Genomic DNA, 20,830 nt, shown 5'->3' with positions numbered 1-20,830 from the left:
CATGGCGTAAGTCGTGCTTAAGTGTGTTGACCACTGTGTAAAGGAATTGATTCCACCGAAGGCCCAGGCAAATCCTCGTGAACTTTTACCGGTGCCTGTCGCTCGGAACCTAAGTGAGTTCATTCCGGGGCGGACGATCCTGCGGGATGGCTATCTTGTTACAAGCCACAGACACAAGAGCGTCCATGGGGCGTAAAGGAGAGATGCTCGATGACTGCTGAAAAACCGACAGAGCTCAACTACAACCCTCATATGCCGCTGTCGCAGGCTTTACTGCTGCCGCGCATCGCCATCGAAGACACCATGCCGACCCTTGATGGCGGGCAGTTCGCCGTCAAAGCCGTGGTGGGTCAGGACGTGGTGGTGACCAGCAAAGTGTTTGCCGATGGTCACGACAAGTTGGCCGTGCGAGTGCGCTGGCACGCCGACGGTGACGAGACCTGGCAAAGCGAGGTCATGGCCGACCTGGGCAATAACGGTTGGCAGGGCCAGTTCCAGGTCGCGCGCCAGGGCCGTTATGTGTTTTGCATCGAAGCCTGGATCGATCAGTTCGCCAGCTTCTGTTATGAGCTGGAGAAAAAACATGCCGCCAGGGTGCCGATCAGCCTGGAGTTGCAGGAGGGGCGAACGCTGGTCCAGCAAGCCGCCGAACGTACCGAAGGGCCGCTGAGTGAACAACTGGCGGCGTTGCACCATGAATTGTCGGGTCTGCTCGAAATCGAGCAGGTCGAGCTGTTTCTGCACCAACGTAGCGCCGAGCTGATGGCGCAGGCCAATCATCGTGCCTATTTGAGCATCAGCCCTGAGTACCCGCTCGACGTCGAACGAGACCTGGCGCAGTTCGCCAGTTGGTATGAATTGTTTCCCCGTTCGATCACTGACGATCCGGCCCGTCATGGCACCTTCAACGATGTGCATTCGCGGCTGCCGATGATTCAGGACATGGGCTTCGATGTGCTGTACTTCCCGCCGATCCACCCGATCGGCCGCAGTTACCGCAAAGGCCCGAACAATTCCCTGACCGCCGGGCCGGACGATCCGGGCAGTCCGTATGCCATCGGCAGCGAAGAGGGCGGGCACGAAGCCATTCACGCCGAACTGGGTACCCGCGAGGACTTCCGTCGGCTTGTCGCGGCAGCCGCGGACCATGGGCTGGAAATCGCCCTCGACTTCGCGATTCAGTGTTCCCAGGATCACCCATGGCTGCAGCAGCATCCGGGCTGGTTCAACTGGCGGCCGGACGGCACGATCAAATACGCCGAGAATCCGCCGAAAAAATACCAGGACATCGTCAACGTCGATTTCTATGCCACCGATGCGATTCCGAGTCTGTGGGTCGAGTTGCGCGACATCGTGGTGGGTTGGGTCGAGGAGGGCGTGAAGCTGTTTCGCGTCGACAACCCTCACACCAAACCGCTGCCGTTCTGGCAATGGCTGATCGCTGATGTGCGAGCGCTGTACCCCGAGGTGATCTTCCTCGCCGAAGCCTTCACCACCCCGGCAATGATGGCGCGGTTGGGCAAGGTCGGTTACTCCCAGAGCTACACCTACTTCACCTGGCGTAACAACAAGTCCGAGCTGGCCACCTATTTCACCGAACTCAATGAGTCACCGTGGCGCGAATGCTTCCGGCCGAACTTCTTCGTCAACACACCGGACATCAACCCGGCGTTTTTGCATGAGTCGGGGCGTGCCGGATTTCTGATCCGCGCGGCGCTGGCCACCATGGGCTCCGGTCTGTGGGGCATGTATTCAGGCTTCGAACTGTGTGAAGCGGCACCGGTGCCGGGCAAGGAGGAGTACCTCAATTCCGAGAAGTACGAGATCCGCCCACGGGACTTCAACGCGCCGGGCAACATCATTGCCGAGATCGCCCAGCTCAACCGCATCCGCCGGCAGAACCCGGCGCTGCACACGCACTTGGGCCTGAAGGTCTACAACGCCTGGAACGACAACATTCTGTATTTCGGCAAACGCAGCGCGGATGGCAGCAATTTCATTCTGGTGGCTGTCAGCCTTGATCCGCATAACGTCCAGGAAGCGAACTTCGAATTGCCGCTGTGGGAAATGGGCTTGCCCGACGACGCCAGCACCCAGGGCGAAGACTTGATGAGCGGTCATCGCTGGACCTGGCACGGCAAGTACCAATTCATGCGGATAGACCCGACGCATCAACCGTTCGGGATCTGGCGAATCAGCATTTCCTGAGACTGCTCTCGTGGCGAGGGAGCTTCTGTGGTGAGAGGGCTTCTGTGGCGAGGGGATTCATCCCCGTTGGGCTGCGAAGCGGCCCCCCAATCAGCCCAAACACCGCGTTAACCAGATCAAACGTATACGACTACTTCGCAGCCGAACGGGGATGAATCCCCTCGCCACAGAGGCCGCCTCACCAAAATGAGTGGTGGGCCCAGTGGCAATATCGAATTCAACAGGAGTTACAAATGGCGAAGAAACCCAAGGCTGCCACCTTTATCAAGGACCCGCTCTGGTACAAGGATGCGGTGATCTACCAGGTTCACGTTAAGTCTTTTTTCGACTCCAACAACGACGGGATCGGCGACTTTCCCGGTCTTATCGCCAAACTCGATTACATTGCCGACCTGGGTGTCAACACCATTTGGTTGCTGCCGTTCTATCCCTCGCCACGGCGCGATGACGGCTACGACATTGCCGAATACCGTGGGGTGCATCCCGACTACGGCACCATGGCCGACGCCAAGCGGTTCATCGCAGAAGCCCACGAACGTGGCCTGCGGGTGATTACCGAACTGGTCATCAACCACACCTCGGACCAGCACGCCTGGTTCCAGCGCGCGCGCAAGGCCAAAAAAGGCTCGGCGGCACGGGATTTCTACGTCTGGTCCGATGACGATCAAAAGTACGACGGCACCCGCATCATCTTTCTCGACACCGAAAAGTCCAACTGGACCTGGGATCCGGTCGCCGGTCAGTACTTCTGGCACCGTTTTTATTCCCACCAGCCAGACCTGAACTTCGATAACCCGCAAGTCATGAAAGCCGTGCTGTCGGTGATGCGCTACTGGCTGGACATGGGCATCGACGGTCTGCGTCTGGACGCGATTCCGTACCTGATCGAGCGCGACGGCACCAACAACGAAAACCTGCCCGAGACCCACGACGTCCTCAAGCAGATCCGTGCCGAAATCGACGCCAATTACCCGGACCGCATGCTGCTGGCCGAGGCCAACCAATGGCCGGAAGACACGCAACTGTACTTCGGCGACACCGATGCCAAAGGCCTGAACGGCGACGAATGCCACATGGCGTTCCACTTCCCGCTGATGCCGCGCATGTACATGGCGCTGGCCCAGGAAGACCGTTTCCCGATCACCGACATTCTGCGTCAGACCCCGGAGATCCCGGCTAACTGTCAGTGGGCGATTTTCCTGCGCAACCACGATGAGCTGACCCTGGAAATGGTCACCGACAAGGAACGCGATTACCTGTGGAATTACTACGCGGCCGACCGTCGGGCGCGGATCAACCTGGGCATTCGCCGCCGCTTGGCGCCGTTGATGGAGCGCGACCGTCGTCGTGTGGAGTTGCTGAACAGTTTGCTGCTGTCGATGCCCGGTACGCCGACCCTGTATTACGGCGATGAAATCGGCATGGGTGACAACATCTACCTTGGCGACCGTGACGGTGTGCGCACGCCAATGCAGTGGTCGATTGACCGTAACGGCGGTTTCTCCCGCGCCGATCCGGCCAGCCTGGTGCTGCCACCGATCATGGACCCGCAATACGGTTACCTGTCGGTCAACGTCGAAACCCAGGCCGGCGACCCGCATTCGTTGCTGAACTGGACCCGGCGCATGCTCGCCGTGCGCAAGCAGTCCAAGGCCTTCGGTCGTGGCACCCTGAAAATGCTCTCGCCGAGCAACCGCCGGATCCTGGCCTACACCCGGGAATTCACCGGACCGGACGGCAAGCACGAAATCATTTTGTGCGTGGCCAACGTGTCCCGTAGCGCGCAAGCGGCGGAGCTGGACCTGTCGGCCTACGTCGGCATGGTGCCGGTGGAGATGCTCGGCGGTAACGCCTTCCCGCCGATCGGTCAGTTGAATTTCCTGTTGACCCTGGCGCCTTACGGTTTCTATTGGTTCGCATTGGCGGCGGAAAACCAGATGCCGAGCTGGCACGTGGAACCGGCGCAAAGCCTGCCGGACTTCACCACGCTGGTGTTGAAGAAACGCATGGAAGAACTGCTCGAAGCACCGTCCCGCGACACGCTGGAGCAGGGCATCTTGCCGAACTGGTTGCAGAATCGCCGCTGGTTTGCCGGCAAGGACGCGGCCATCGAGCAGGTCAACATCGCTTACGGCGTGCGCTTCGGCGATCCGCTGCACCCCGTGTTGTTGAGTGAAATCGACGTCACCAGTGGCGGCCAGACCAGCCGCTATCAGTTGCCGTTCGGTTTTATCTCCGAAGATCAGGTGGGTGCTGCGCTGCCTCAGCAACTGGCCTTGTCCCGGGTCCGGCGCGTGCGTCAGGTCGGCTTGATCACTGATGCCTTCAGTCTCGACACCTTTGTGCATGCGGTATTGCAGGGCATGCAAAGTAATACCGTACTGCCCTCCAGTGCGGGCGATATCTGCTTTGAGCCGACGTGGGAACTGGCGAAACTCGGTCTGACCGGGGAATCGGAAGTGCGTTACCTGTCCGCCGAACAGTCCAACAGTTCGGTGGTGATCGGCAACAGCCTGGTGCTGAAACTGATCCGCAAGGTCGCGACTGGCGTGCACCCGGAACTGGAAATGAGCGCGTTCCTGACTCACGCCGGTTTCCGCAATATCTCGCCGCTGCTGGGTTCGGTGGTTCGCCGCGATCCGGCGGGTGAGGACAATCTGCTGATGATTGCGCAAGGCTATTTGAGCAATCAGGGCGACGCCTGGGAATGGACCCAGAACAACCTCGAACGGGCGCTGCGCGACGAGCTGGCAGACGCCATGTCCGAGCAGGAGCAACACTACAACGCCTTGGGTGAACTAAAAGACTTCGCCAGCATGCTCGGTCAGCGTCTCGGTGAAATGCACCAAGTGCTGGCGGCGCCCAGCGACAACCCGGACTTCACCCCGAAGGTCACCAGCCAGAAAGATGTCCTGGCCTGCACCAAGGACGTGTCGGCGCAACTGGAGCACGCGCTGAAGTTGCTCAAACAGCATCAAGGCGAATTGAACCCGGCAGACAAAGCCTTGGTCACTCGTTTACTGGACAACAAAAAAGCCATCCTCAGTCATGTTCAGGAGCTGGGCAAAAAAACCGTCGGTGGTCTGCGCATTCGCGTCCACGGCGACTTGCACCTGGGCCAGGTGCTGGTGATCAAGGGCGACGCCTACCTGATCGACTTCGAAGGCGAGCCAGCGCGGCCGCTGCCTGAGCGACGGGGCAAACACAGCCCGTACAAAGATGTCAGTGGCGTATTGCGCTCCTTTGACTATGCTGCGGCGATGGCGATCAACGTGCACAACGTCGACAACACGGCCGATGCCCAAGCCGCTCGTCAGCGTGTCGCTGATCGCTATTTAAATGAAGCAAGACAAGCATTTGTCGACGCTTATCGGCTGGCGGCAGCTAGTCTTGCTCATGCATGGCAAGATCCGGAAGGCGAGGACGCCGCATTGGCGTTGTTCAGCCTGGAGAAGGCAGCGTATGAAGTGGCCTATGAGGCAGAAAATCGCCCCACATGGTTGCCCGTGCCGTTGCACGGATTGTATGGGTTATTGAGTGGGCTTAAACCCTTTTCCGATCTTGGTGGAGAGTAGTCATGAGTTTCTCGAACAAGGAACAGGGTCACGCTAAAGAAGCGTTGCTGCCCAGATCGCGGGACATCGACGCATTGGTTCGCGCCGAACATCACGACCCCTTTGCAATTCTTGGCCCCCACGGCGATGGTCATGGTGGGCAATTCATTCGGGCCTATTTACCGGACGCCTTGAGCGTGCAGGTATTGGCCAAGGACTCCGGGGAAGAACTCGGCAACCTTGAGTCTACCCAGACACCGGGTCTGTTCGTCGGGCACTTCGAACGGGCGCAGCCGTATCTGCTGCGAACCCGCTGGGCCGGCGGCGAACAGGTTTCCGAGGACCCTTATAGCTTTGGCCCGTTGCTCGGCGAGATGGACTTGTACCTGTTCGCCGAAGGCAATCACCGCGATCTCAGCGCGTGCCTGGGCGCGCAGCTGAAAACGGTCGACGGTGTCGATGGCGTGCGTTTCGCCGTGTGGGCACCGAACGCCAAAAGGGTCTCGGTGGTCGGTGACTTCAACAACTGGGACGGTCGCCGGCACCCGATGCGCCTGCGTCATCCGACCGGTGTATGGGAAATTTTCGTCCCGCGCATGCAAGCGGGGGAAACGTACAAATACGAAATCCTCGGCACCCACGGCATTCTGCCGCTCAAGGCCGACCCGATGGCGCTGGCCACCTCGCTGCCGCCGGACACCGCGTCAAAAGTCGCTTCGCCGCTGAGCATCGATTGGCAGGATCAGGAGTGGATGCAATCCCGGGGCGACCGTCATCGCCCGAGTGCGCCGCTGTCGATCTACGAATTGCATGCTGGCTCGTGGCAATGTGAGCTGGATGATCTGGGCGAGGTCGCCCGCCAGTACACCTGGCATGAGTTGGGCGAGCGGCTGATTCCTTACGTGAAGGATCTGGGGTTTACCCACATCGAGCTGATGCCGATCATGGAACACCCGTTCGGCGGGTCCTGGGGCTATCAGCTGCTGTCGCAATTTGCCCCGAGCGCCCGTTACGGGTCGCCGGATGACTTCGCCGCGTTCGTCAATGCCTGCCACCAGGCCGACATCGGCGTGATCCTCGACTGGGTGCCGGCGCATTTTCCGACCGATACCCACGGCCTGGCGCAGTTCGACGGCACCGCGCTGTATGAATACGGCAACCCGCAGGAAGGCTTCCATCAGGACTGGGACACGCTGATCTACAACCTGGGCCGCACCGAAGTGCACGGCTACATGCTGGCCTCGGCGCTGCACTGGCTCAAACATTTCCACGTCGACGGCCTGCGGGTCGATGCCGTGGCTTCGATGCTGTATCGCGATTACTCGCGCAAGGCCGGCGAATGGGTGCCAAACCGCCACGGCGGTCGGGAAAACCTCGAAGCCATCGACTTCCTGCGCCATCTCAATGACGTGGTAAACCTTGAAGCCCCCGGCGCGCTGGTGATTGCCGAAGAGTCCACCGCATGGCCGGGTGTCAGCCAGGGCACGCAACAGGGCGGACTGGGTTTCGACTACAAGTGGAACATGGGCTGGATGCACGATTCGCTGCACTACATCCAGCAGGACCCGGTGTACCGCGCCCATCACCACAACGAGCTGAGTTTCGGTCTGGTGTATGCCTGGTCCGAGCGCTTTATCCTGCCGATCTCCCACGACGAGGTGGTACACGGCAAGCACTCGCTGATCGACAAGATGCCCGGCGATCGCTGGCAGAAATTCGCCAACCTGCGCGCCTACCTCAGTTTCATGTGGGCGCATCCGGGCAAGAAGCTGTTGTTCATGGGTTGCGAGTTTGGTCAGTGGCGTGAGTGGAACCACGATCAGCAACTTGACTGGTACTTGCTGCAGTACTCGGAACACAAAGGTGTGCAGAAACTCGTCGGCGATCTCAATCGGCTGTATCGCGAAGAGCCGGCGCTGCATGATCAGGACGACGCGCCGCAAGGCTTCCAGTGGCTGATCGGTGATGATGCAATCAACAGCGTCTACGCCTTCATGCGCTGGAGCAGGGATGGGCGGCCGGTGTTGGTGGTGGCTAACTTTACGCCGGTGCCGCGTGAGGGTTATCGCATCGGCGTACCGTTTGCCGGGCGCTGGACCGAGGTGATCAACAGCGATGCGGCCACTTACGCCGGTTCTAACTATGGCAACAGCGGCGGGGCGTTTACCGAGGAGGAGCCGAGCCATGGCCAGCCCCTCTCGTTGGTATTGAACCTGCCGCCGTTGGCGGTGTTGATGCTGCGTCCGGAGGGCTAGGCTTCTTCTGATACTGATCGTTCCCACGCGCGGAGCGTGGGAACGATCAGGTCTCTTGATATTTCTACCACCGCATCCGCACACCCAAACTCCCAATCAGCCCGTTCAAATCATTGTCATCCACACTACTGCTGTAGTCGGCGCTGACGTAGAGACTCACGGCGGGTGTCACTCTGGCCACCAGGCCCAAACCCACTTCGACGGTCGATGAATAGCGGCTGCTGCTGATCTTCTCGACCTGATCGAGGTTCACGGTATCGCTGGTGTACACCGTGTGCCACAAGTTGGTTCGCACATAGGGTTCGACCCCCAGGCCGTTGATGTCGTAACTACCTTTCAACCGTGCACCGACCCGGCCGCTCCAGGACGTCAGATCGCTGGACGAGGCATTGCCTGACCCGGCATACGGGGTGTCCAGGGTAATGCGTTGATTGATTAACTGTGCCTGGGGTTCCACTACCCAGTGATCGCTAAGACCGATGGGGAAACCACCTTCTACCGACAGCGTCACCGCGCTGCCCTCAGTCGCTTGCCGGGCGCCCTGGTCATTGAGGCTATAGCCGTTGACCCGGCCGCCGCTGGCCGTCAAATCCACGTGCCAGCCTTGGGGCCCGGTCAGGCTCCAGTAGGCGCCGAGGCTCTGGCCTTCGAGGTTGAGGGTGTCGTTGCCGGGGTCAGCAAAGGCGCGACCGGTCAGCAGCCCGTTGCTGTTGCCTTGTAACTGAGTGGTGCCGCCAACCAGTCCGACCCGCTGGGTATTACCGCTACCGCTTTGCAGAGTCAGGATCGCCGGACCTTTGAATTCGCTACTGCCAGGGATAGCAAACCCCTGAGCCAGAACATCGGTTTGCGCCTGCCGCGAGGCCTCTCCATACACCTGATCCCAGGCCGAAGGCGCAGCGTCTTCGATGATCAGGTGCGAAGTTCGTGTATCGGAGGCGGCGTTGAAGCGGCCGGGGTAGGGGGTGGTGAAAGTGACGGCTGGCAAGGTCATGACCGGAACATCCTGACGGTACCAAGGCGTGGTTTCATCTTCTGCAGGCCTTGCCTGTACATCCATGGACGAGCACAGAAGGAGTGAACTCGAGACAGCGCAAAAAGTAACTTTGATCTCTTGTTGGGTGAATGAAGTTTTCATGGCGGTCTACCTTGCAATCGCATGCCGTATCTCGCTCTGGCGTCTCTCTCCTACCCTGAATGAGGGGCGACCGAATGTAGTGGGGCAAGCCTCTGGCCGCCCGATTTCGCGGGAGTCTGGGGGGGTGCCCCGGGTGATATTTCCGGGGGTAGTAACGTGAAGCTAAGAAGAGCGATGCCACTGCGTCAAGAAAATGAACGATGAGCGGTATGGCTAATTTGGCCTATGCAACTAATTGTTTTTTGGCGTTTATCTAAGTTCTTGTTTGTACGAAAAATCATCGCGAAACCCGCGAATCAGAGCCGCTCACCAGCCGACAGCCGGTCTTCGAGCGGCCTTTGTCCAGCTAATTTGCTGACTGATTCTCGCTGTTTATTACTGTCAATAATGAGGCTGAAACCGAACATTCGTTTCGGTTCGTGGTTGAACCGCTACAGATGCACTTCTACCGCCAACGGCAAGTGATCCGACAAATGCGTCCAGGGCTTGTGCCCCAGTATTCGTGGCTCATGACTGCTGGCATTGCGCAGATAAATTCGATCCAGACGCAGCAGCGGGAAGCGCGCCGGATAGGTTTTGGCCGGTCGGCCGTGGTGGCGCTCGAAGGCTTCATGCAGGTAGTCGCGTCGGGCGAGGGCGGTGTTGCCTTGCAGCTGCCAGTCGTTGAAGTCGCCGGCGATAATCACCGGCGCATCGTCGGGCAAGGATTCGAGCAGTTGGCACAGGAGCTGGAGCTGCAACTGGCGATGGCTTTCCAACAGACTCAAGTGCACGCAGATCGCATGGACTTCAGTGTGCCCCGGCACATCCAGCACGCAATGCAGCAGGCCGCGGCGTTCGGGGCCGGTGATCGAGACGTCGAGGTTGCGGTGTTCGCGGATCGGGTATTTGGATAACAGGGCGTTGCCGTGGTGACCGTTGGGGTAGACCGCGTTACGACCGTAGGCGAAGTCGCTCCACATGCTGTCGGCCAGGAACTCATATTGTGAGGTCTGCGGCCAATCGTTGTAGCGAGAGGAATGGCGGTCGTGTTCACCGACGACTTCCTGCAGGAACACCAGGTCCGCCGACGTACTGCGTACCGCTTCACGCAGTTCCGGGAGAATGAAACGTCGGTTGAGTGCGGTAAAACCCTTGTGGGTATTGACTGTCAGCACTCTCAGTCGATGAATCGCCGGGGGCGTATTCAATGGAGATGAGTCGACGGCCTGCCACTTGGAATCACTGGTCACGTTCACTCCTCTGAATCAGGGCTGGTTATGTATGCGACTGATGCAGCGGCGGGCAGTTCAGAGTGATTCGTCGCTAGTAGCCTTCACACCAGAATGTAGCAGCTGCCGAGCCTGCGAGGCTGCGTTCGGCTGCGCAGCAGTCGTCATCCAGAACATGCAGTTTGCCTGACACACCGCATTGCCGGGTCTTACGACTGCTGCGCAGCCGAACGCAGCCTCGCAGGCTCGACAGCTGCTACAGGCTGCTACGTCAGACGAAGACAATTTCGTAGGGCAACCGTATCCGCTCAAGAAGCACCGGGGGCAGCAGCGGGGCGAGGCCGATGGCCGGTTCGCCGTCGAGCTGGCTGGCATAGGCGTGGGTAGCGTGGCTTTTGCGCGCGACGGTCCAGGTGTCCAGGCGCACCTTGCGTGCGCGATGCCACGGGATGAGCCCTCGAGCACGCGTCGGCCAGTGCCAGGCCCAGACCGGTACTTCGTTGAATTCCGCACCGACCATTGCTGCTGCCTTGGCGCTAGCCCGGCCGACGGCGTCATGGTCGACAATGCCATCCTCGCGCCAGGTGCTAAACACCACATCCCCGGGGCGTAGATAACGGGCAATGAATTGACTCATCTGAAATTCCCGTTCCGCCAGGGCGTTGTCGGTGAAGCCGCCACGAATCCATTTCAGGCTGTGCATCGGCAGCCCGAGCCGGCGCAAGGCTTCGAGGCTTTCCTGGGGGCGGAAAACGCTCAAGCGCTTCTCCGACCACTGTTGCGAGCCTGGATGGCTGGCGCTGCCGTCGGTAATCGAGATCAATTGCAGGGGATGACCCAGGGCGCTGAGCAACTGCAGCAGGCCGCCGCAGGTCACGACTTCATCGCCAGGGTGTGGGGCAATCACTACCGCGCGTGCGCCGGCGGGGACCAGGGTCTGAGTGCTGATGACAGGGATGTTGTCCAGTTGCGGGGCGCTGTTCCAGATTTGTACTGGAGGGCTGCTTTCACTGATGGAAACCGATTTCATGGCTACGTCCTTGTTCTCGTTGATAGCAATGTGCGGCGCTCCAAACCCTGGATTGCCGCGAGCAGAGTATTGCTCATGTCACGCTATTCGTCGCCTCGATGCTCCATTCAATACGTTTTTTTATCCGGGCTACGCCCTGAAGGCCCACTTCACTCTTCTTCCTCATGCTGCAATTCGAACAGCAGCAGCGAACGACCGGTGACGGAATATTCGTGCCCGAACTCGAAGCGTTCCTGCCCGCGAATCGACGGTTGATTGGTGTCGATCATGCACGTCCAGTGATAGCCGTCAGGCACTTCCGGCAAGGTGAAGTTGACGATGTCGTGGTGCGCGTTGACCACCAGCAACAGGGTCGCGTCACCGCCCTTGCGGCGGATACCGGTTTCCTGGGCACGGCCATCCATCAGCATGCCGAGACAGCGGCCATGGCCTTCTTCCCATTGTTCGGTGGACATTTCGCTGCCATCCGGCGCGAGCCAGGTGACGTCCTTGACGCCGATGTCCTCGTTGTAATTGCCCACCAGGAACCGGCCGCGACGCAGGATCGGGTAGGTCAGGCGCAACTTGATCAGGCGTTTAACAAACTTGAGCAGGGCCTTGCCGTCTTCGCCCAGGTCCCAATTGACCCAACCGATCTCGCTGTCCTGGCAATAGGCGTTGTTGTTGCCTTCCTGGGTGCGGGCGAATTCGTCGCCGGCCACCAGCATCGGCGTGCCTTGGGACAGCAGCAGCGTGGCAAAGAAATTGCGCATCTGCCGCTGGCGCAGCTCATTGATTTCGGGATCGTCGGTCGGGCCTTCGACGCCGTGGTTCCAGGACAGGTTATTGTTGCTGCCGTCCTGATTGTTCTCGTCGTTGGCTTCGTTGTGCTTGTCGTTGTACGACACCAGGTCGTTGAGGGTGAAACCGTCGTGGGCGGTGACGAAGTTCACCGAGGCGTATGGCCGCCGACCACGCTGATTGAACATCTCGCCGGAGGCTGTCATGCGACTGGCGAAGTCCGCCAGTTGGCCGTCGTCGCCTTTCCAGAACGCACGCACGGTGTCGCGGAATTTGTCATTCCACTCGACCCAGCCTGGCGGAAAGTTACCGACCTGATAGCCACCGGGGCCGCAATCCCAGGCTTCTGCAATCATCTTCACCTGGCGCAGCACCGGGTCCTGACGGCAGGCCACCAGGAAGCTGTGACGTTCGTCGAAGCCATCGTGGTAGCGCCCGAGAATGGTCGCCAGGTCGAAGCGGAAACCGTCCACGTGCATTTCCGAAGCCCAGTAGCGCAGGGAGTCAGTGACCATTTGCAGCACGCACGGGTGACTCAGGTCGAGGGTGTTGCCGGTACCGGAATCGTTGATGTAGTAGCGCTTGTCGTCGGGCATCAAGCGGTAATAGGAGGCGTTGTCGATGCCACGCATGGACAGGGTCGGGCCTTGTTCGTTGCCCTCGGCGGTGTGGTTGTAGACCACGTCGAGGATCACTTCAAGATTGGCTTCGTGCAGGTGCGCGACCATCTCCTTGAACTCGGCGATTTTGCCGCTGGCCAGGTAACGCGGGTCGGGGGCGAAGAACGCGATGCTGTTGTAGCCCCAGTAATTGGTCATGCCCTTGTGCAACAGGTGCTGGTCGTTGACGAAGGCATGAATCGGCAGCAATTCAACCGTCGACACGCCGAGCTTGCGGATGTGTTCCAGCACATCATCGACCATCAACCCGGCGCAGGTGCCGCGCACGTTCTCGGGGACGGAGGGGTGACGCATGCTGATGCCGCGCAGGTGGGTTTCATAAATGATCGTCTTGTCCCACGGGATGCTGACCCGTTGATCATTGCCCCAGGTATGGGCCGGGTCGATCACCTTGCACTTGGGCACGAACGGCGCACTGTCGCGCTCATCAAAACTGAGGTCGGCGTCGGGGTGGCCGATGGTGTAGCCGAACAGGGCTTCGGACCATTTCAACTGGCCGACCAGTTGTTTGGCGTAGGGGTCGATCAGCAGTTTGTTGTGGTTGAAGCGATGACCGTTCGCCGGGTCGTACGGGCCGTAGACACGGTAGCCGTAGATCATCCCCGGATGCGCGTCGGGCAGGTAGCCGTGGTAGATCTCGTCGGTGTATTCCGGCAGTTCGATGCGTTCCAGTTCGACCTCGCCGGCATCATCGAAGATGCACAGCTCGACCTTGGTGGCATTGGCGGAAAACAAGGCAAAGTTGACCCCCAGGCCATCCCAGGTCGCGCCCAGCGGGAAGGGCAAGCCTTCACGGATTCGCGAGGCCTCGGCTTGAGGTTCTGGCGCGGCTTTCTTCGGACTGGTCATAGGTGCTCCTGCAAAAAGGGGGACAATTCTTGGCTCTGGTTTTTTTTGAGGGCGAGCGAGCCCTCGGTGGCGAGAAAACCCGCCACGAGGTCAATCAGGACAAAGGTGAAAGGCGTCAGACAGCGGGCGGTTTACGCGCTGCCCGAGGCTTTTTCTCGTTGGCTTTTTCGCCCGGCGGGATGACCTTGGAGGCAGCGGCGGGCTTGGCTTTGGCTTTTGGCTCGGCAGCCTTGCCATTGGCTTTGCTGGCAGGGGCCTTGGTGCTGGCGGTTTTGCTGCCAGGCGCTTTTGGCGACTTGCTCGGTGCCAGGGCTTCGGCTTCAGCCAGTTTGCGGGCCATCTCCCAATGGCGAGCGTCCTGGCCCTCGGGTTTTCCTTCCGATTCCCAGATTTGATAGGCGAATTCGCGGATACGTTTATCGTTGGTGCTCATCGCAATGCTCCTGAACTGAACTCAAGTATGGGTAGTTTGGATAAAAAGATTGATCGGGAAATCCACTAACGCGTCGCTGATGTTCAGCTCCCTTTGGTGTGTGACTGTGGTGCTTGAAAAAAGTCCCTTCAAATGTTCATCAGGGGCGGTGAACGGTAATTTGATCCGTGTATCGCCCCACAGCGGCGCGTCAATCCGGGGTTCGGCACTGTTTTTCAGCAGTTCGGCGCAGCGTATCGGTACGATCACGATGGCGCGTTTTCCTTCCAGCGAGCGAGCAAATGCCAGCACTCGGTGAGCCTGGCTGCCGACGACTTCAAGGGCTTGATACGTCCCTCGCCGAAACAGCTCGGTGTGCTCGAGCCGCAGGTTCAACACCTGTGCGATCAGCGCTTGTTTAATGCGCCCGTCGCGCCAGTCAGCCAACAATTTTGGCAGTTGTAATGGCGTTTGCATTGACTGCTGACGGCTGGCGTAATCCACCGGCCGGCGGTTGTCTGGATCGACCAGCGAGAAGTCCCAGTACTCGTTGCCCTGATAAAGGTCCGGCACCCCCGGCACGGTCATGCGCAGCAAGGTTTGCGCCAACCCATTGAGGGCGCCGGGGACGGCGATGCTGTTGGCTGCGTTGCCGAGGGCCGCACGTAGCGGTTCACCTTCGGGGCTCAGAAGCAGACGCTGCAGGAATTGCTGAACGGCTTGTTCGTAAGCCTCGTTCGGCGCGCTCCAGCTGCTTTGCAACTTGGCTTCGCGCAAGGCTTTCTGTTGCCACTGCCATACACGTTGAGTGTAGTTTTCCAAGGCTGTCTGATCGTCACTGCGTAAATCGAGCGGCCAGCTGCCGAGGAGTGCTTGATAGAGGATCAACTCATCGCCCGCAGTCGGCATCTGGTCGTCGTCGCGCAGGGGGCGGGCGAGGGCCTGCCAGAGCGGGACTTGCTCGGCGTACCAGGCACTGCGTTCGCTCAGCACCGCCAGGCGTGCGCGGGTGTCTTCGCCGCGTTTGTGGTCGTGGGTCGCGGTGGCCAGCAAATTATCGGGGAACTCGTCGAGACGGTTGACGCAAGCCGCATGGAAATCGGCCACCGGCGCGCTGAACTGCTCGGTGCTGAAGCCCACGTCATTGCGCGACAACAACGTCGCTGAGCGATAGAACGCGGTGTCCTCGACAGCCTTCGCCGCCGCTGGCGACGTCAGTTGCTGAAAACGCACACAGGCATGCTTGAGCATCTTGCGCGGCCGGCCCAATGGGCGTTTGCGCCATGATTCACCCCCCAGCCAGTTGGCCAGGCAATCAAGCACCGGCCAGTCGGCCTCACCGAGGGTTTGCCTGGCACCGTCCATGGCTTGCTGGAAAAACACATCGTCTTCAGCCGAACGCCCGCGGGGGCTGATGTAGGTGCGGTACACCGGGAAATGCACGATCAGTTCCTGCAACGCGCGACGAATCGCACCGAGGGTCAGATCGCGAGTCATCAGGTCATCCCGGGCCACTTGCAACAGGGCCTGGGCAACGCTTTCGAAGTCCCCGGCGAGGGAGCCGTTGAGGATCTGCTGGCGGGCCAGTTGCGCTTCCTGACGGAAATCAGCGGGCCGTTCGCTGTAACGATTCCACAGTTCGCCCAAGGTGTCGGCGCCTTCCGGAGCGTGTTGCAGCAGCGACAGCTGATTCATGAACTCGTAACCGGTGGTGCCATCCACCGACCAGTCACGGTGCAGGGTTTCACCTTCGCCGAGGATCTTCTCGACGTAGATCGGCAGGTGCCGATCCGGTGACAGGCTGTCGACTCGCCGCCGCAATTTGCGGCAGTAGCCCCGAGGGTCAGCGAGACCGTCGATGTGGTCGATGCGCAGACCGTCAACCAGGCCTTCGGCCACCAGCTCGAAGATTTTCGCGTGGGTGGCTTCGAACACGGCCGGGCGTTCGACCCGCAGGCCGCCCAGTTCGTTGACATCGAAAAAACGCCGCCAGTTGATGTCATCTGCCGCGGTGCGCCAACTGGCCAGGCGATAGCTTTGGTGTTCAAGCAACTGGTGCAGGCGCTGGAAACCTTCGGCGGTGAGCGAGTCGTAAGCGCTGAGGTTTTGCTGGATGGCCTGCAGAATCGCCGGATCATTGGCCAGTTCACGCAGCTCTGCTTTCAGCGGCATCGCGAGACTGTGGGCGTCGCTCTGGTAGCTCAAGGTGCTGAAGCGGTCTGCCAACGACTTGAGCGATTCGGCGCTCAGCGGGTCATCGGTTCTGAGCAGTTCGCCGTAATGGGTCGGGCAGATCGGGAAGTGATGCTCATAGTGCTCGACATAAAACGCGCCCTTTTGCGCATCGAAGCGCAGGGGCAGGGTGCCGTCCTGCAAGGCGATGCCGTAGTCGCTGCCAAGGAAGGGCAGCAGCAACTGGCCTTCCATCAACGGGTCGGGCGAATGCCACTGGATGTCGAAGAACTCGCCGTAAGGGCTCAGGCGTCCCCATTCCAGCAAGTCCTGCCACCAGGGGTTATCGCCACCGCCGACGGCCATGTGGTTGGAGACGATGTCGAGGATCAGTCCCATGTGCTGCTTGCGCAATGCACTGACCAAACGCCGTAGCGCCGCTTCGCCGCCCAGCTCCGGGTTGACCGTGCTCGGGTCCACGACGTCGTAGCCATGCATGGAACCGGCGCGGGCACTCAGCAGGGGTGACGCATAGACATGGCTGATGCCGAGGCTGGCGAAGTACGGCACCAGAGGCACCGCATCGTCCAGCGTGAAGTCTTTATGAAACTGCAGCCGCAGGGTCGCCCGCAGCGGTTGGATAAGCGTTTGCTTCATTGGTCACGCTCGGCCGCCTGAAGTCGCGCACAGGCGAGCAGTTCCAGGCGTCGGGCGGCGTCCGGGTCATCGAGCAAGGCTTCACTGTCGCCGGGCAAGCGTCGGGACCAGTTGGGGTGCGTGTCGGTGGTGCCGGGCAAGTTGGCCTGCTGCTCGATGCCCAGGGCATCTTCCAGCGGCAGCAACACCAGCGGCGCACGGGTATGGCCGAGGAAGCGTATGGCGGCGTCGAGTACCTGATCGGTTTCATGGGACTCTTCGCGAAAGTTCTGCGGGTCCTCGCTCAACACCCGGCGCAGGCCTTCACGCTCGCGTTCACGGTGGTGACGCCATTCGATTTCACCCGGAGCGTCGACCAGGCCCAGTCGGGCATTCCAGTCGATATCGTGGCCATGCCACCAACCATTGAGCGTTGGCAGGTCATGGGTACTGGTGGTCGCGAGGGCATTGTCCGGCCAGTCGAGAATCGGTTTGAAGTGCGTGTTGTCCTGTTCGAACAGCAGCACACGCATGCCGAGGATCGAGCGGGCGATGAGCTTTTCTCGCAGACCGTCAGCCACGGTGCCGAGGTCTTCACCGAGGACGATGGCCTGATGCCGATGGGACTCGAGGGTCAGCAAGCGCAGCAGGTCGTCCACCGGATAATAGAGGTAAGCGCCGTCGGCGGGTGACGCGCCATTGGGGATCACCCACAACCGTTGCAGGCCCATGACGTGATCGATGCGCAGGCCACCGGCGTGGGCAAAATTGGCGCGGAGCATTTCGATGAAGGCACGAAAGCCATTGCGTACCAGACCTTCGGGCGAGAACGCGGAAATCCCCCAGCCCTGACCAGTGCGGTTAAGGATGTCGGGTGGTGCACCCACGGTCAGCGAGGCGAGTAATTCGTCCTGACGACTCCAGGCCTGACTGCCACCGCCATCGGCACCCACGGCGAGATCGGCGATCAGGCCAATGCTCATGCCGGCGCTGCGGGCGGCGGTTTGTGCGCGTTCCAGGCAGCGGGTGATCAGCCATTGGCAGAAGGCAAAGAAGCCGATGCGTCCGGCGTTTTCTTCGGCAAATTCGGCCAGTGCCGCGCTGCGCGGGTTTTGCCATTGCTCGGGCCAGTGCCGCCAGTCGAGACTTTCACCCTTGGCGGCGCGGGACTCTTGAATGGCTTCAAAGCGGCAGTGGTTTTCCAGGGCTTCGCCAGCGGCGTGGCGGAAGCTGCTGAAGTCGGCATGCAACGGGTGTTCGCCCTGGACAAAGCCTTCGTACAACGCCTGCAACAGGCGATGTTTGGCTTCGGCCGCTACCGGCCAATCAACCAACGGCAAGGCTTCAAGGTGCTTGAGTTCTGCCGCCAGGCCGGTGGCATCAATCGCGGTCCGTAATGCTCGATCACCCAGGATCGCGCCCGGTGCGGCGTACAGACTGTTGAGAAACAAGCGGCTGGACGGCGAATACGGGCTGTAACGCTCGGTGTCGCTGCCGAACATCGCATGCAGCGGACTGATCGCCAACGCTTCGGCGCCACGTTCGCCGGCCACCCGGGCCAGGTCTTCGAGTGCCTGGGTATCGCCGAAACCGCCATCGCCCGGACGACGCAGCGAGTACAGCTGCACGCTCAGGCCCCAGGTGCGGGGGATCGGACTGTCGACGGCATCGCCGACGCTGTAGCAGCGTGTCGGTGCAACGGCCAAGGTAAATGCCTGCCCGTCGATGCTGACGTGTTGATAACCGACCGGGATCAGGCCGGGCAGGATCGCCTGGGCATCCAGTTTTAAATGAAGTCGCGAGCCATCTTCAAGGTGGACCTCGCACGGTGTTTCGGGCTCAAAGTAATGCGCCAGGCTCAGGCCGACACCGAAGTCTGCGGTCAGCAGCGGCGGCAGGTGTCGGGTCTGTTGCACCTGTTGCAGTTCCAGCAGGCTGGCATCAATTTCCTGGGCGGTGCCGGCCGGGTGGCCGAGTCCGATGAGGACGTTGCGTAACACTGATGGAGCGACTTTCTGTGGACGGCCGTTAGCGTCGATCCAGTCGACAGCCAGGCCAGCTCGGCTGGCCAGTATTTCCAGTTGCGTATCGCTCATTGGCGCTCTCCATCCGGGGGTAGCAAAGGGGCTGCGGCCGTGAGGCTGACTAGCGCGCAATGCGGGGCAAGTGTGCCCTTATCCAACAGACCGGCTGACTGTGGCGGGTATTCGAACAACAACAACGAAGCGTCGGCCTGTGGGGAGTGGACCACTGGCGTGTCGCTGAGGTTCAGGTCAATGCGCAGCTGACTGCCATCGCCCAGTCGCCAGCGCGCCGTTACCGCGCCTGTGGCCAGCACCTCGGCACCCAATGCTTGAGCACCGGGCAGACGGGGAATGATCTGCTGATGGCGGATCTGCAACAGTTGGCGATACAGATCATGCATGGCGGACTGTGGGGTTGATCTCAGCTCGGGGCGTGAAGCCTCAAAGGTCTGGCGCGCGTTGGGGTCGGGAATTCGCTCGCGTGTGTGCGGATCAGCAAACGCGCTGAACGCTGCAAACTCGTTACGTCGTCCCTCGCGGACCAGTTCCGCGAGTTCACCGTGATGGCTGGTGAAGAACAGGAACGGTTGCTCGGCGGCGAACTCGTCGCCCATGAACATCAGCGGGATCATCGGTGACAACAGCAGTAATGCGGTGGCTGCCTTGAGCGCATCGGGGTGGGCCAGTTGATGCAATCGTTCGCCCAAGGCGCGGTTGCCGATCTGGTCGTGGTTTTGCAAAAACAGCACGAAAGCACTGGGCGGCAAGTGACCGCTGGGCTCGCCACGGGTTGTACCGTGACGGGTCACGTGGCCCTGAAACACAAAGCCCTGGCTCAGGCAGCGCGCCAGTTGCTCGGTGGGGTTTTGCGCATAGTCGGCGTAATAGGCGTCGGTTTCGCCGGTCAGCAGCACGTGCAAGGCATTGTGGCCGTCGTCGTTCCACTGCGCGTCGAAGCCTTGTTCCAGCAGACTGGCCTGGTTGTGTTCGTTCTCTACCGTCAGCCAGACATGACGCGCCGGGTCGATTTGCTGGCGAACCTTTTTTGCCAGTTCCTGAAGAAAGTCAGGGTCTTCGATGGCGTGCACCGCGTCCAGGCGCAAGCCATCGAAGCGGTACTCCAGCAACCACATCAGCGCATTGTCGATGAAGAAGTCCCGCACCTCGCGCCGCCGGAAGTCGATGGCCGCACCCCACGGGGTGTGCTTGTCTTCGCGGAAGAAGGCCTTGGCGTAGCGATGCAGGTAATTGCCGTCCGGGCCGAAGTGGTTGTAGACCACGTCGAGAATCACCGCCAGGCCATGGCCGTGGGCGGTGTCGATCAGGTGTTTGAGTTGTTCGGGAGTGCCGTAGGACGCTTGGGGCGCGTAGGGCAGAACCCCGTCGTAGCCCCAATTGCGATCACCGGGGAACTGCGCCAGCGGCATCAATTCGATCGCACTGATGCCCAGCTCCACGAGGCGCGCCAGGTGCTGCTCGACTTCGCTGAAGCCGCCGAGCGCACCGACGTGCAATTCGTAGATCACCGCCTCATTCCACGGCCGTCCGAACCAGGTGCTGTGTCGCCATTGATACGCAAGTGGGTCGACCACCACGCTGTGGCGGTCGATATCACCGGCCTGCGCGCGGGAGGCCGGGTCGGGCACCTCCAGCTCGCCGTCGATGTTGTAGCGATAACGCGTGCCAGCGGGGCAGCGGGTGTTGATCACGAACCAGCCATCTGCCTGGGGCAGGAGTGGCAAGGACTGTCCATCTTCCAGTTCGACACTGACGTAAAACGCATCTGGCGCCCACAAGGCAAAACGCGTGTGTTCTGCGTCCAGCATGATTGCGCCGTGGGGCCAGGTCTCAAGGGTCCGTAACGGCATCTATGAAAACCTC

At 60.5% G+C, this 20,830-nt stretch carries 11 protein-coding genes; 3 read left to right on the top strand and 8 right to left on the bottom strand.

The genetic code is table 11. From position 1 onward, the window contains the following. Nucleotides 1-210: 210 nt before the first annotated feature. From QF010_RS14235 to glgB, 3 genes are all read left to right on the top strand, one after another. Nucleotides 211-2,208, top strand: coding sequence for an alpha-1,4-glucan--maltose-1-phosphate maltosyltransferase (locus tag QF010_RS14235; RefSeq protein WP_429533351.1), 1,998 nt, complete (start codon nt 211-213; stop codon nt 2,206-2,208). Between the two features lie 233 nt (nt 2,209-2,441). Then, the gene (gene treS, locus QF010_RS14230) at nt 2,442-5,783 is read left to right on the top strand and encodes a maltose alpha-D-glucosyltransferase (RefSeq protein WP_033054720.1); all 3,342 of its coding nucleotides are present in this window, start codon (nt 2,442-2,444) and stop codon (nt 5,781-5,783) included. A 2-nt stretch (nt 5,784-5,785) separates the two neighbouring features. After that, a complete protein-coding gene (gene glgB / locus QF010_RS14225) occupies nt 5,786-8,017 on the top strand; it encodes a 1,4-alpha-glucan branching protein GlgB (protein ID WP_429533350.1) in 2,232 nt (743 codons plus the stop codon). Nucleotides 8,018-8,081: 64 nt separating this feature from the next. On the opposite strand, the gene QF010_RS14220 is transcribed toward glgB, so the two are convergent. The 8 genes from QF010_RS14220 to treZ form a co-directional block, all read right to left on the bottom strand. Next, nucleotides 8,082-9,155 carry an autotransporter domain-containing protein gene (locus tag QF010_RS14220; RefSeq protein ID WP_033054722.1) on the bottom strand — a complete coding sequence of 358 codons (1,074 nt, stop codon included), beginning with the start codon at nt 9,153-9,155 and terminating at the stop codon, nt 8,082-8,084. Between the two features lie 431 nt (nt 9,156-9,586). Then, a complete protein-coding gene (locus QF010_RS14215) occupies nt 9,587-10,387 on the bottom strand; it encodes an endonuclease/exonuclease/phosphatase family protein (protein ID WP_033054724.1) in 801 nt (266 codons plus the stop codon). Between the two features lie 250 nt (nt 10,388-10,637). Continuing rightward, entirely contained in the window at nt 10,638-11,396 is a 759-nt protein-coding gene (locus tag QF010_RS14210; protein ID WP_033054725.1) for a PIG-L deacetylase family protein, read from the bottom strand. Between the two features lie 149 nt (nt 11,397-11,545). Further along, nucleotides 11,546-13,705, bottom strand: a complete 2,160-nt coding sequence (gene glgX / locus QF010_RS14205) for a glycogen debranching protein GlgX (protein WP_033054728.1) — start codon at nt 13,703-13,705, stop codon at nt 11,546-11,548. A gap of 115 nt (nt 13,706-13,820) precedes the next feature. Further along, entirely contained in the window at nt 13,821-14,138 is a 318-nt protein-coding gene (locus QF010_RS14200; protein ID WP_429533349.1) for a DUF2934 domain-containing protein, read from the bottom strand. Nucleotides 14,139-14,159: 21 nt separating this feature from the next. Next, nucleotides 14,160-16,946 (bottom strand): malto-oligosyltrehalose synthase, encoded by a 2,787-nt coding sequence (locus tag QF010_RS14195; RefSeq protein ID WP_429533348.1) that lies wholly within the window; start codon nt 16,944-16,946, stop codon nt 14,160-14,162. Continuing rightward, complete coding sequence (gene malQ / locus QF010_RS14190; protein WP_429533347.1) at nt 16,943-19,021, bottom strand: 4-alpha-glucanotransferase; 2,079 nt, start codon at nt 19,019-19,021, stop codon at nt 16,943-16,945. The genes QF010_RS14195 and malQ overlap by 4 nt, the downstream gene beginning before the upstream one ends. Then, nucleotides 19,018-20,817 (bottom strand): malto-oligosyltrehalose trehalohydrolase, encoded by a 1,800-nt coding sequence (gene treZ / locus QF010_RS14185; RefSeq protein WP_429533346.1) that lies wholly within the window; start codon nt 20,815-20,817, stop codon nt 19,018-19,020. The genes malQ and treZ overlap by 4 nt, the downstream gene beginning before the upstream one ends. Between the last annotated feature and the right edge of the window lie 13 nt (nt 20,818-20,830).

It is taken from the genome of Pseudomonas silensiensis (assembly GCF_050434865.1).
GTDB classification, from domain to species: domain Bacteria; phylum Pseudomonadota; class Gammaproteobacteria; order Pseudomonadales; family Pseudomonadaceae; genus Aquipseudomonas; species Aquipseudomonas fluorescens_W.
The sequence above is the reverse complement of the archived record's forward strand: the minus strand, read 5'-3'. Positions and strand labels throughout refer to the sequence as shown.